Genomic DNA, 12,684 nt, shown 5'->3' on the forward strand with positions numbered 1-12,684 from the left:
TATTGAAAATGATTATCAATGCCGTACTTTTTACAGGGTCTTAATGAATCAAACCCATTGTTAAAGATGTGAGCCGAATCACCCACTTAACGTGATAATTGCCAACATGCGCAAAAGGGCGGCAATCGTCAAAAGGTTAACCACCTGCGTAATTTTTAAACTCGTTAGGTCGGAGGGGTCATTACCGACGATAAAAAATAACGAGGATTAAGTCATGAGTAACGCGATTACGATGGGTATCTTTTGGCATTTGATAGGGGCAGCCAGTGCCGCCTGTTTCTATGCCCCGTTCAAGCAAGTCAAACATTGGTCATGGGAAACGATGTGGTCGGTTGGCGGGATCGTCTCCTGGATAATCCTGCCGTGGACCATCAGCGCCATGTTACTTCCCGATTTCTGGGCCTACTTCAGCTCCTTCAGCCTCTCCACACTGGCTCCGGTATTTCTGTTTGGTGCAATGTGGGGGATTGGCAATATCAACTATGGCCTGACCATGCGCTATCTCGGTATGTCGATGGGTATCGGGATTGCGATAGGTATTACGCTGATTGTCGGCACGCTGATGACCCCGATTATCAACGGCAATTTTGATGTACTGATCAATACCTCTGGTGGCCGCATGACGCTACTTGGCGTACTGGTCGCGCTGATTGGCGTAGGCATTGTTACCCGTGCCGGTCAGTTAAAAGAACGCAAAATGGGCATCAAAGCGGAAGATTTCAACCTGAAAAAAGGTCTGGTTCTGGCCGTCATGTGCGGTATTTTCTCTGCCGGGATGTCCTTTGCGATGAACGCGGCGAAACCGATGCACGATGCCGCCGCCGCGTTGGGCGTCGATCCGCTGTATGTCGCCCTGCCTAGCTATGTGGTCATTATGGGCGGTGGCGCGCTTGTTAACCTGGGCTTCTGCTTCATTCGTCTGGCAAAAGTGAAGAACTTGTCGATAAAAGCCGACTTCTCGTTAGCCAAGCCGCTGATTATCACCAACGTGCTGCTCTCTGCGCTTGGTGGCTTGATGTGGTATCTGCAATTCTTCTTCTACGCCTGGGGCCACGCACGTATTCCGGCGCAGTATGACTATGTAAGCTGGATGCTGCACATGAGCTTCTATGTTCTGTGCGGCGGGATTGTCGGTCTGGTATTGAAAGAGTGGAAAAACGCGGGTCGTCGTCCGGTCAGCGTGCTAAGCCTCGGCTGCGTGGTGATCATTGTCGCGGCAAACATTGTCGGTCTGGGAATGGCCAGCTAAGCATGCTGAGTACTGAGATGACGCCACTGGCTCGGCGTCATCCCGGTTTCCCGCGTGAACACCACCGAAAAGTAGTTACTGTCCTCAAAGCCGCAGCGCATGGAAATCTCACTAATCATCAACCGACTATGCTTGAGCAGATACTGCGCATGGCAAACCCGCACCTGGCGGAGATACTGGTTGATGGTCATCCCGGTCTGGCTGCGAAACTGCTGGCGCAAAACGCGCTCGCTGCATTGTTCGCGCTCGCAAAACGTATCCAGTTCAAACGCATGCTCATGGCTACCGGCTAACGCGGTGATCAGTTTATCCAGCAGCGTTTCACTGGAGGTCGCCGGGAGCGTATCCGTGGCATAACGATGCCGCTTAAGGTGTGTCACCAACTGCCCGAACAGCAGCTCAGCCATGGTAAAAGCCTGTGCATCACGTTGATTGCTTTCATGCTCAAGCTGGCTTATCACCTGTCGGACCTGGCTCATGCCAACGCTGCCGAGTCGCCAGTGCGGCTGCCTCGGCGTACCGTCAAATCCGGGGATCGCCCCTTGCCAGTCAACATTCAGCGTCAACCGCTCCGGGCAGTAGATGATATTTTGCAGCACAAGGTCGTTAACGGAAGTGTAGGAGTGTTTATCTTCAGCGCGAATGTAAAACAGATCGCCACGGGTTATCCGGTACGGGCGATCGTTAAGGACATGCAGACCATTACCGCGCCAGACCATGACCAGCTCGCAAAACTCGTGGGTATGCTCAGCAAAGACATCCTGCGGATAACGGTCAGCCACGGCCACAGCCTGCTGCTCATGCGCAAAGAAGTCTGATTTCAGAAGGATTAGCTGATTCGCCATCACATGACCTCAACCTGAATGCTTGCCGGATGCGCTGCGCTTATCCGGCCTACAGGGCATCCACGTAGGCCGGATAAGGCGTAAAGGGACATGATTATCTGAGATTCGGCGGTAAAAAACGTTGATAGCTTTCGCGTTACTGGAGGCTGCTTGCCACAACGAGATCGCGCCCCTGGCGAATATCGCGTGGCGACCACTTGAACTCACGGCGAAAAAGCGTCGAAAAGTGGTTACTGTCGCCGAATCCGCAGAGATAAGCGATGTCCGTCACGCTGTCATCACTGTGGCGAAGCAGATGCCGGGCCTTGATCAGCCGCAAGCGATTAAGGTAGCGCTGCGGCGTCAATCCGGTTTGCTGTTTGAGCTGGCGATGCAGAGTGCGCAAAGAGAGGGAAAACTTCTCGGCCAGCGCCTCCCAACACACCTCGTCGGCAAAGTTATCTTCCAGCCACGCCATCAGGAGGTTAAGCCGCGCGTCGTTATCGGTCGCGGCTTCCATCAGGCTGCTTTTACGCAGCAGCACCAGCAGCTGCATAAACAGGATCTCGCGATTTGCCGCCGTTGGTGTATCCATCCCCTCACCGAGCGCTTCCATCTGCCCCACCAGTTGTCGAACCTGCTGCAACACACCCTGATTCACCCGCCAGTGGGAAGGATACTGCCCATTCTGTTCCTGAGGTAAAAGCTGATTCAGCCCAGCCAGAAATTGAAACGCATCCGGGGAACGATACAACACATTGGTCAGGCACAGATTGTCAGTATGTTCATATAAATGCCGGTCATGATCGCGAACGAAACACACCGTACCGCCGCTGATAGTGTAAGGCTGTCCGTTGAACACATGGATCCCCGTGCCATGTTCGACCACCACAATTTCATGAAAATCATGATGATGTTCTGGAAACGCAGGTTGAGGAAGCCGCGGTTCAATAGCCACTGGCGCTTTACCTGTCGGAAAAAAATCCACGCAATGCAATACCGTCATGATGCCATCCTTCCCGATCAAATGAACATGGCTGAATAGTAATTAAGGGTTATCACCCTCACCTTAAATTTTTGACGCCAAAGTGCGTAAACACGGTCAATTCTTCAAGAAATGGCGGGAAAGATCGGGAATTGCGGAAGACATCACATCCGCTAAAACCGGTCCTATTAATAGAAATTGTGAACAGCGTCACGTTCACCTTTGCCACGTTGCCAGCCGCTAATTGCGGCTGTCACTGTCAAGAAGGTACGCGTTATCTGGGGTTCTTAGACTGAGTGCAATAAAACTCAGAAGGACCTCGCTATGACTTTTCGCCATTGTGTCGCAGTCGATCTCGGCGCATCCAGTGGGCGCGTAATGCTGGCGCGTTACGACAGTGAACACCGCACCCTGACGCTGCGTGAAATCCACCGCTTCGTGAACTGCCTGCAAAAAACAAACGGTTTTGACACCTGGGACATCGACAGCCTGGAAAACGATATTCGTCTTGGCCTGAAAAAAGTCTGCGATGAAGGCATACGGATAGACAGCATCGGCATTGATACCTGGGGCGTGGATTACGTTCTGATCGATAACGTCGGACAACGTGTCGGTCTACCGGTCTCATACCGTGACAGCCGCACGACCGGCATTATGGCGCAGGCGATGGCGCAGCCGGGTAAAGGTGAAATTTACCGCCGTAGCGGCATTCAGTTTCTGCCCTTTAACACCCTGTATCAGCTACGTGCGCTGGTTGAACAGCAGCCAGAACTGCTCCCGCAGGTGGCCCATGCCCTGCTGATCCCCGACTACTTCAGCTTTCGCCTGACCGGCAAAATGAACTGGGAATACACCAATGCCACCACCACCCAGCTAGTCAATATCAATACCGACGACTGGGATGACACACTGCTGGCGTGGACCGGGGCAGATAAAGCCTGGTTTGGCCGCCCGACGCATCCAGGTAACGTGATCGGCCACTGGATTTGCCCACAGAAAAACCAAATTCCGGTTGTCGCCGTCGCCAGTCACGACACGGCCAGCGCGGTCATTGCTTCTCCGCTGGCCGACAAAAACAGCGCCTATCTCTCTTCCGGGACCTGGTCGCTGATGGGCTTTGAGAGCAGAACGCCGTATACCAACGATGCGGCGCTGGCGGCGAATATCACCAATGAAGGCGGCGCGGAAGGGCGCTACCGCGTGCTGAAAAATATTATGGGGCTGTGGCTGCTCCAGCGCGTATTAAAAGAGCGCCAGATTACCGACCTGCCAACGCTTATCAGCCAAACGCAAGCGCTGCCTGCCTGCCGGTTCCTGATAAACCCGAACGACGATCGCTTTATCAACCCCGACGATATGAGTGCAGAAATTCAGGCGGCATGCCGTGAATCAGGCCAACCCGTTCCCCTACAAAACGCTGAACTGGCGCGCTGTATCTTCGACAGCCTGGCGTTGCTGTACGCCGACATCCTGCAAGAACTGGCACAACTGCGTGGTGCAGCATTTAGCCAACTGCACATTGTCGGTGGCGGCTGCCAGAACGCCTTACTGAACCAACTGTGCGCGGATGCCTGCGGTATTCGCGTGATGTCCGGGCCGATTGAGGCCTCCACGCTCGGCAATATTGGCATCCAGTTGATGACGCTGGACGAGCTGAACAACGTCGATGATTTCCGTCAGGTGGTGCGCGCCAACTACGAACTGACCACCTTCATTCCCAATCCTGAAAGTGAAATTGCCCGCTACCAGGCGCAGTTTCAACCACTACGACAGACAAAGGAGCTTTGCGCATGACCACTCAACTTGAACAAGCCTGGGAACTGGCAAAACTGCGTTTCGCCGCGGTAGGCATTGATGTCGAGGCGGCCTTACGCCAGCTCGATCGCCTGCCGGTCTCCATGCACTGCTGGCAGGGCGATGATGTCGCCGGTTTCGAAAACCCGGAAGGCTCGCTCACTGGCGGTATTCAGGCTACCGGTAACTATCCGGGTAAAGCGCGTAACGCCACCGAACTGCGGGCCGATCTGGAGCAGGCGCTGAGCCTGATCCCTGGTCCAAAACGTCTGAATTTGCACGCGATCTATCTGGAATCTGATACGCCGGTTGCCCGCGACAAAATCAAACCTGAGCACTTTAAAAACTGGGTGGAGTGGGCGAAAGCGAACCAGTTAGGGCTGGATTTCAACCCATCCTGCTTCTCACACCCGCTGAGCGCCGACGGTTTCACGCTGGCGCACGCCGACGACACCATTCGTCAGTTCTGGATCGATCACTGCAAAGCCAGCCGTCGCGTCTCGGCGTATTTTGGCGAGCAGTTGGGTACGCCATCGGTGATGAACATCTGGATCCCGGATGGCATGAAAGACATCACCGTTGACCGTTTAGCGCCGCGCCAGCGTCTGCTGGACGCACTGGACGAAGTGATCAGCGAGAAACTTGACCCGGCGCACCATATCGATGCCGTCGAAAGCAAGCTGTTTGGCATCGGTGCGGAAAGCTACACCGTGGGCTCTAACGAGTTCTACATGGGTTACGCCACCAGCCGCCAGACCGCACTGTGTCTGGATGCGGGCCACTTCCATCCGACTGAAGTGATCTCCGACAAAATTTCCGCCGCCATGCTGTATGTACCGCGCCTGCTGCTGCACGTCAGCCGTCCGGTGCGCTGGGACAGCGACCACGTGGTGCTGCTGGATGATGAAACTCAGGCGATTGCCAGCGAGATCGTCCGCCACAACCTGTTTGACCGCGTACACATTGGCCTCGACTTCTTCGACGCCTCCATTAACCGCATTGCCGCGTGGGTGATCGGCACCCGCAATATGAAAAAAGCCCTGCTGCGCGCGCTGTTAGAACCCACCGAACAACTGCGTCAGCTCGAAGCCAACGGCGACTACACCGCACGCCTGGCCCTGCTGGAAGAGCAAAAATCGCTGCCGTGGCAGGCCGTCTGGGAGATGTATTGCCAGCGCCACGACACGCCTGCGGGCAGCCAGTGGCTGGACAGCGTGCGCGCTTATGAAAAAGAGATTTTGAGCAAACGTAGCTAACCGTGACGCCAGGCTTGTAGGCCGGATAAGACGCCCCGCGTCGCCATCTGGCAATGAATGAAACACGATTGCCGGATACCGCTTCGCTTATCCGGCCTTCGTAAGACCCGATAACGTTCGGGCAATAAACAGGAACACCGAACATGCAAAATATTACGACTTCCTGGTTCGTCCAGGGGATGATCAAAGCCACTTCTGATGCGTGGCTGAAAGGCTGGGACGAGCGTAACGGCGGCAACCTGACGCTGCGTCTTGATGAAGCAGATATCGCGCCGTTTAGCGCCGATTTCTACGAAAAACCACGCTATATTGCGCTAAGTCAGCCGATGCCGCTGCTGGCAAACACGCCGTTTATCGTCACTGGTTCCGGTAAATTTTTCCGTAACGTTCAGCTCGATCCCGCGGCAAATTTGGGCGTGGTACAAGTAGACAGCGACGGTGCGGGCTACCACATCCTCTGGGGCCTGACCCACGAGGCCGTGCCGACCTCTGAACTGCCGGCTCACTTCCTCTCTCACTGCGAACGCATTAAAGCGACGAACGGTAAAGACCGCGTGATCATGCACTGCCATGCCACCAACCTGATCGCTCTGACCTACGTACTGGAAAACAACACCGCGCTGATTACCCGCAAGCTGTGGGAAGGCAGCACCGAGTGCCTGGTGGTGTTCCCGGATGGCGTTGGCATTCTGCCGTGGATGGTGCCGGGTACAGATGAAATTGGTCAGGCTACCGCCGAGGAAATGCAGAAACACTCGCTGGTACTTTGGCCGTTCCACGGCGTGTTCGGAAGCGGACCTACCCTAGACGAAGCGTTCGGTTTGATAGATACCGCAGAGAAATCCGCCGAAGTTCTGGTCAAAATCTTTTCGATGGGCGGTATGAAGCAGACCATCTCACGTGAAGAGCTGGTCGCACTTGGCAAACGCTTTGGTGTTACGCCGCTGGCAAGCGCCATAGAGCTGTACTGATACCTCCCAACTCAACGCCGGATGCGGCTTCACCTTATCCGGCCTACAGGATTTTATTATTAAGGAGAATAGTGATGAGCTTTATGTTGGCACTGCCAAAAATTAGCCTGCATGGCGCCGGCGCGATTGCCGATATGGTGAATCTCGTGGCGAATAAACAATGGGGCAAAGCGCTGATCGTCACCGATGGTCAACTGGTAAAACTGGGCCTGCTGGATAGCCTGTTTGCCGCGCTGGATAAACATCAAATGTCTTACCACCTGTTTGATGAAGTATTCCCGAACCCGACAGAAGAGCTGGTACAGAAAGGTTTTGCGGCCTATCAGAACGCAGAATGTGACTACATCATCGCCTTCGGTGGCGGCAGCCCGATCGATACCGCCAAAGCGGTAAAAATCCTGACAGCCAACCCTGGCCCTTCTACCGCTTACTCCGGCGTGGGCAAAGTGAAAAATGCGGGCGTCCCGCTGGTCGCCATCAACACTACCGCCGGTACGGCAGCAGAGATGACCAGCAACGCAGTCATTATCGACTCTGCCCGTAAGGTTAAAGAGGTGATCATCGACCCGAATATCATCCCGGATATCGCCGTGGATGATGCCAGCGTGATGCTGGAAATCCCGGCCTCCGTCACCGCCGCAACCGGTATGGACGCCCTGACCCACGCGGTGGAAGCCTATGTTTCCGTTGGCGCGCATCCGCTCACCGACGCTAACGCGCTGGAAGCGATTCGCCTGATCAACCTGTGGCTACCAAAAGCGGTCGATGACGGTCATAACCTCGAAGCCCGTGAGCAAATGGCGTTTGGTCAGTATCTGGCGGGGATGGCATTCAACAGCGCTGGTCTCGGTCTGGTGCATGCGCTGGCGCACCAGCCGGGCGCAACCCATAATCTGCCACACGGCGTCTGCAACGCCATCCTGCTGCCGGTAATCGAAAACTTTAACCGTCCGAACGCCGTGGCGCGCTTTGCCCGCGTGGCGCAGGCAATGGGCGTCGATATCCGTGACATGAGCGATGAAGCGGCAAGTATGGAGGCCATCAACGCGATTCGTGCACTCAGCAAGCGTGTCGGTATTCCTGCGGGCTTTAGCTCCCTTGGCGTGACGAAAGAGGATATTGAAGGCTGGCTGGATAAAGCGTTGGCCGATCCGTGTGCGCCGTGCAACCCGCGCACCGCCAGCCGCGACGAGGTCCGCGAGCTGTATCTGGAGGCGTTATGATCCGCAAGGCCTTTGTGATGCAGGTGAATGCCGACGCGCACGTTGAGTACCAGCGTCGTCATAACCCCATCTGGCCAGAGCTGGAAGCGGTGCTGAAAGAGCACGGCGCCCATCACTACGCGATTTATCTCGATCAGGCGCGCAATCTGCTGTTCGCCACCGTTGAGATTGAGTCCGAAGAACGCTGGAATGCCGTTGCCAGCACCGACGTTTGCCAACGTTGGTGGAAACATATGCGTGACGTAATGCCAGCAAACCCGGACAACAGCCCGGTTAGCGCAGAGCTAAAAGAAGTGTTTTATTTGCAGTAAGTTATATGCCCGGTGGCACAAGCTTACCGGGCCTACGGTTTTATTTTTTGTAGGTCGGATAAGCGATAGCGCCATCCGACAATTCAATTTTGCTCAGAGACCAGAATCGCCTGGGTGTCAGGCTCCAGCGCTTTAAAAATATGCGCCCGATCGGCGGGGTAACAAATATAGTCCCCCTCGCCTAACTCCTCCGGCGCTTCAGTCAATCCTACCATCGCCTTACCCTGCGTCACGATGATGTGTTCAACCGATCCCGGTGGATGCGGCTGTGAAATACGATCCGCGCCCGGTTGCGTCAGCAGCAGATAGATATCTCGCCGCGCCCCCGGCGGGCAGGCGGCCAGTAAAATGGCCTGATAGTGCGCCTGCTCGGCTACCACCTTTGTCCCTTCTCCGCGACGAATCACCTGCGTTTTTTGTTCCTGCGGCTCCAGCAGGCGAGCAAAGGGAATATCCAACGCCACACACAGCGACCAGAGCGTTTCCAGGCTAGGATTGCCATTGCCCGCTTCCAATTGCGAGAGTGTCGATTTTGCAATCCCTGCGCGACGGGCAATCTCTGCCAATGACAAACCGGTGCGCTGGCGTTCACGCACAAGGCTTTTCGCGATCATACTGATGGGCTGGGTCATTCACGACTCCATGTTCTTTATATCGAACGAATCGTTCGATTTGTAATATTAACTGGTCGCGTTCATTATAATGGAAATTCGTTCGATATGGCTAAAACGATATGAAACATTATTTTTCCAGTCTCAAAGGCGACACGATAAAAGCAATATTTTTAGTCTGTCTGGCCGTCGGCGTAGTCGGCATGTCATACGGCTCGCTGGCGATGGCCTACGGCTTCCCGCTGTGGGTACCGTTTGTGCTTTCGATTACGGTACTGGCGGGTGCGTCCGAATTTATGTTTATCGGCATCGTCGCCAGCGGCGGTAACCCACTGGCGGCGGCGGCGGCCGGTTTACTGGTCAACGCCCGACACGTGCCGTTTGGCGTCACGGTGCGCGACCTGGTGGGCTCCCGGGCTGCGAGTTTCCTCGGCTGTCATATCATGAACGACGAAAGCGTAGTCTTTGGCCTGTCGCAAAAAACGCCCGAACAACGTAAAGCCGCCTTCTGGCTGTGCGGTCTGGGCGTCGCGATTTTCTGGCCTGTTGGCACACTGATCGGCGCGGGCGTCGGCAAACTGCTCCCCGCCCCGGAAACCATCGGTCTGGATGCCGTCTTCCCTGCAATTTTATTAGCCTTAGTGGTCCCGGCCTTTAAAAACCGCACCACGCTGATTCGCGCCTGTAGCGGTGCCGGGTTGTCGCTTGCCGCCATCCCCTTTGCGCCGGTCGGTTTACCGGTTCTGCTTTCACTGTTTGGCTTACTGACGAGGAAAAAATAATGGGCAACATGACGCTGTTTATCGTCGGTATCGCCATGTTATCTCTGGGAACGTATTTAATGCGTTTAGGAGGAGCGAAGCTTGGGAGCCGTTTAGCGTTCTCGGAACGCTCGCAGGCGCTGCTTTCCGACGCCGCAACGGTATTACTGTTCTCCGTTGCGCTGGCGACCACCTTTTACGAAGGTGAACACTTCGCTGGCATGGCCCGCGTGCTGGGCGTGGCTTTTGCGGTATTTCTCGCCTGGCGCAAGATGCCGCTAATCGTGGTGATCGTCGCTGCGGCAGTGGTGACGGCGCTGCTGCGAATGGCGGGCATAAACTAAAAAAGCGCCTCAAGGGCGCTCTTTCGACAGTACTAAGGTATCTTATTTCAGCAGTTCGGCGGTCATGTGCACGCGGTTACCGGTATAGGCCTGAGTGATTTTGTAATCGCTGGCACCTGCGCGTTCAGCCTGAGCGGCGATTTTTGCTTCAGCGCTTTCCAGCGTAGAACCGGTTGCGGTCACTGTCTGAGCAGCGAAAGAACCGAAAGAAGTAGCCAGAGCGATAACTGCGACAAAAGTTTTGATGCTTTTCATGATATAAACCCTTTAACTTAGTTGTTTGAGTAAGGCACCGTGCCTTGATGTGATAAATAATAGCCATCTCATCACACAACTGAAAGCGGAAGGATTTGCCAGTCTTATTCAAATTATTTGAGAGATAAGATGTCACGTAATCAGGAATCACAATGGCTTGCTGGCAGCCGTAGAAAAACGCAACCGGCGGGGAGTTGGTTACTTCGTCAGGGTGAACCACAAAGTAAGATTCATCTTTTACATCATGGTGTGGCTCGTGCGGTTTATCACGCGGACAACGGCGTTGAAAGGGTTAAAGAGTTCTACTTTGCCGGAGAATACTGCTTTCTGTACCTGAACTGGCTAACTAACACACCTGCCGATTACAGTCTGCAAATAATCGCCGCTGGAGAAACCACTGAAATCCCCCTGGCTTTGCTGGATGCGCCAGAAAATCAGGATATAAAGACCCAGCTACTAGTCCAGCAATTGATCTACAAAGAAAAAAAAGAGCAAATGCTGCTGCTCAATACCCCAGAGCAACGCTACCAGTACGTACAAACGCACTTCCCGGACTGGGAGTCACAGCTCACCCAGCGCGATCTCGCCAACTATATCGGCATTACCCCCGTTAGCCTGTCCCGTATTCGCCAGCGTCTTAACAAAGGTTAACGCCTTACGTTGATGCGTCGATTATTGTCCCGTCACTCTTTCATAGATGGCGACCACAATGAACGCATTTCTTCTCTCTCAGATGCTGGCTGGCATCAGCTTCTTACTGGATATTTCCGCTTTTCATTTTCAACGCCGGGCTATCACTTTAACGCTGCTCACCAGCTCCACTTCTCTGTTAGCTATCCATTTCTGTCTTTTGGATCAACACGCTGCGGCTGGGTTAATGATCATTGCCGCATGCCGCTATGCGACGGCCATCGTCACGTTTCACCGCTGGGTGATGTGGGGATTTATGCTAGGGTCGCTGCTGTGTAGCATTTATCTTTGGCAAAATCTGTCGAGTATTTTGCCGCTGATGGGAAGCCTGCTGATGACCTTTGCGTCGTTTCAAAAACGCAGCGGAAAATTACGCGGATACACCTTGTGTGGCAGCCTGTGTTGGCTGCTGAACAATGTGATTGTTGGCTCGCCAGTTGCCGTAATCATGGAACTGGCATTTTCAGGCAGTATTCTGGCCGCCTGGTGGCGTCACAGCGCGACCAGACGCTGTGGATGCGTATAGATAGTCGCCCTGCCCGGTTTGCAAAAACCCACCAGCGTCAGGTTACAACGTTCGGCGACTTCCACGGCAAGCGTTGTCGCCGCAGAAACAGCAAACAAGATCTCCACACCGCACATCGCCGACTTCTGCACCATCTCATAACTGGCGCGGCTGGAGACTAATACCGCGCCCTGTTGCCAGGTTTCTCCTTCGATTGCACGTCGTCCCAGCAATTTATCCAACGCAACATGACGTCCAACATCTTCATGCCCGCCCGCCAGATGACCTGACGGCTGTACCCAGGCAGCCGCGTGCGTGCAACCTGTCAGTTGCCCCACGGGTTGAAAATCGTTGAGATGTCGTAAAGCATGATCGAGATTCGCCAGATCGAATGTCTGGGTAAACGGCAGCGGCTGGACCGGCTTGCCAATGTCATTGAGCTGCTCCACGCCACAAACGCCGCAACCGGTGCGTCCGGCCAGCGCGCGACGGCGCTCCTTCAGCCCCATAAAGCGACGGCTGGACAGCTCAACCTGCACTTCCAATCCGTTGCAGGAAGGCACTACGTCCATTCCATAGATATCCTGCGGGGACTCAATAATGCCTTCAGAAAGTGAAAAACCCATCGCGAAGTGCGCAAGATCTTTCGGTGATGCCATCATCACCACGTGCGAAATCCCGTTGTATACCAGCGCAACAGGCACTTCTTCAGCTACCTCATCAGGCTGAGGATGTTGCAAATCCTCGCGCTTCCAGAGGGTCAACTGGCGAGATCCTGTCGGAGATGTCACATTCTTGATGTTTTCTTGAATAATCTTATTCACTTTCTTTTAACCATATTGGAACACGCATACCAACATTGTGGTATTCTTTACAAATCCCTCCTGGACGGAGGGAAATTCACC

15 protein-coding genes are annotated in these 12,684 nt (G+C 54.4%); 10 read left to right on the forward strand and 5 right to left on the reverse strand.

The window, feature by feature from the left end:
* Positions 1-214: 214 nt before the first annotated feature.
* Positions 215-1,249 (forward strand): L-rhamnose/proton symporter RhaT, encoded by a 1,035-nt coding sequence (gene rhaT, locus IB222_RS22315; protein WP_003825242.1) that lies wholly within the window; start codon positions 215-217, stop codon positions 1,247-1,249.
* On the opposite strand, the gene rhaR is transcribed toward rhaT, so the two are convergent.
* Both rhaR and rhaS read right to left on the reverse strand, forming a co-directional pair.
* Positions 1,246-2,094 (reverse strand): HTH-type transcriptional activator RhaR, encoded by an 849-nt coding sequence (rhaR, locus tag IB222_RS22320; protein ID WP_126957439.1) that lies wholly within the window; start codon positions 2,092-2,094, stop codon positions 1,246-1,248. The genes rhaT and rhaR overlap by 4 nt on opposite strands.
* 136 nt (positions 2,095-2,230) lie before the next feature.
* A complete protein-coding gene (gene rhaS / locus IB222_RS22325) occupies positions 2,231-3,079 on the reverse strand; it encodes an HTH-type transcriptional activator RhaS (RefSeq protein ID WP_003825246.1) in 849 nt (282 codons plus the stop codon).
* Positions 3,080-3,382: 303 nt separating this feature from the next.
* Here rhaS and rhaB point away from each other — a divergent pair, with 303 nt between their 5' ends.
* From rhaB to rhaM, 5 genes are all read left to right on the forward strand, one after another.
* Positions 3,383-4,852: a rhamnulokinase gene (rhaB, locus tag IB222_RS22330; protein WP_148362603.1), complete on the forward strand. Its 1,470-nt coding sequence runs from the start codon at positions 3,383-3,385 to the stop codon at positions 4,850-4,852.
* Positions 4,849-6,108, forward strand: coding sequence for an L-rhamnose isomerase (gene rhaA, locus IB222_RS22335; protein WP_003825248.1), 1,260 nt, complete (start codon positions 4,849-4,851; stop codon positions 6,106-6,108). The genes rhaB and rhaA overlap by 4 nt, the downstream gene beginning before the upstream one ends.
* A gap of 143 nt (positions 6,109-6,251) precedes the next feature.
* Positions 6,252-7,079: a rhamnulose-1-phosphate aldolase gene (gene rhaD / locus IB222_RS22340; RefSeq protein WP_003825250.1), complete on the forward strand. Its 828-nt coding sequence runs from the start codon at positions 6,252-6,254 to the stop codon at positions 7,077-7,079.
* Between the two features lie 74 nt (positions 7,080-7,153).
* A complete protein-coding gene (gene fucO / locus IB222_RS22345; RefSeq protein ID WP_148362605.1) occupies positions 7,154-8,302 on the forward strand; it encodes a lactaldehyde reductase in 1,149 nt (382 codons plus the stop codon).
* Positions 8,299-8,613: an L-rhamnose mutarotase gene (rhaM, locus tag IB222_RS22350; RefSeq protein WP_003825253.1), complete on the forward strand. Its 315-nt coding sequence runs from the start codon at positions 8,299-8,301 to the stop codon at positions 8,611-8,613. The genes fucO and rhaM overlap by 4 nt, the downstream gene beginning before the upstream one ends.
* A gap of 83 nt (positions 8,614-8,696) precedes the next feature.
* Here the strand turns inward: rhaM and IB222_RS22355 are convergent, their stop codons facing one another.
* Positions 8,697-9,245, reverse strand: a complete 549-nt coding sequence (locus IB222_RS22355) for an XRE family transcriptional regulator (RefSeq protein ID WP_003825255.1) — start codon at positions 9,243-9,245, stop codon at positions 8,697-8,699.
* A 101-nt stretch (positions 9,246-9,346) separates the two neighbouring features.
* On the opposite strand from IB222_RS22355, the gene IB222_RS22360 reads away from it, so the two are divergent.
* Together IB222_RS22360 and IB222_RS22365 are read left to right on the forward strand one after the other, a co-directional pair.
* Positions 9,347-10,006 carry an AzlC family ABC transporter permease gene (locus IB222_RS22360; RefSeq protein ID WP_003825259.1) on the forward strand — a complete coding sequence of 220 codons (660 nt, stop codon included), beginning with the start codon at positions 9,347-9,349 and terminating at the stop codon, positions 10,004-10,006.
* Positions 10,006-10,329 (forward strand): AzlD domain-containing protein, encoded by a 324-nt coding sequence (locus IB222_RS22365; protein WP_003825260.1) that lies wholly within the window; start codon positions 10,006-10,008, stop codon positions 10,327-10,329. Before IB222_RS22360 ends, IB222_RS22365 begins: the two co-directional genes overlap by 1 nt.
* A gap of 42 nt (positions 10,330-10,371) precedes the next feature.
* Here the strand turns inward: IB222_RS22365 and IB222_RS22370 are convergent, their stop codons facing one another.
* Positions 10,372-10,584 carry a DUF1471 domain-containing protein gene (locus IB222_RS22370; RefSeq protein WP_003825262.1) on the reverse strand — a complete coding sequence of 71 codons (213 nt, stop codon included), beginning with the start codon at positions 10,582-10,584 and terminating at the stop codon, positions 10,372-10,374.
* 129 nt (positions 10,585-10,713) lie between these two features.
* Between IB222_RS22370 and IB222_RS22375 the strand changes: the two genes are divergently transcribed.
* Together IB222_RS22375 and IB222_RS22380 are read left to right on the forward strand one after the other, a co-directional pair.
* Positions 10,714-11,235, forward strand: a complete 522-nt coding sequence (locus IB222_RS22375) for a Crp/Fnr family transcriptional regulator (protein ID WP_148362606.1) — start codon at positions 10,714-10,716, stop codon at positions 11,233-11,235.
* Positions 11,236-11,293: 58 nt separating this feature from the next.
* On the forward strand, positions 11,294-11,800 hold the full coding sequence (locus IB222_RS22380; protein ID WP_148362607.1) for a YgjV family protein: 507 nt from the start codon (positions 11,294-11,296) through the stop codon (positions 11,798-11,800).
* On the opposite strand, the gene fdhD is transcribed toward IB222_RS22380, so the two are convergent.
* Positions 11,767-12,603, reverse strand: a complete 837-nt coding sequence (gene fdhD, locus IB222_RS22385) for a formate dehydrogenase accessory sulfurtransferase FdhD (RefSeq protein ID WP_148362608.1) — start codon at positions 12,601-12,603, stop codon at positions 11,767-11,769. The genes IB222_RS22380 and fdhD overlap by 34 nt on opposite strands.
* Between the last annotated feature and the right edge of the window lie 81 nt (positions 12,604-12,684).

This window comes from Citrobacter sp. C13 (assembly GCF_014596815.2).
Taxonomy (GTDB): domain Bacteria; phylum Pseudomonadota; class Gammaproteobacteria; order Enterobacterales; family Enterobacteriaceae; genus Citrobacter; species Citrobacter portucalensis.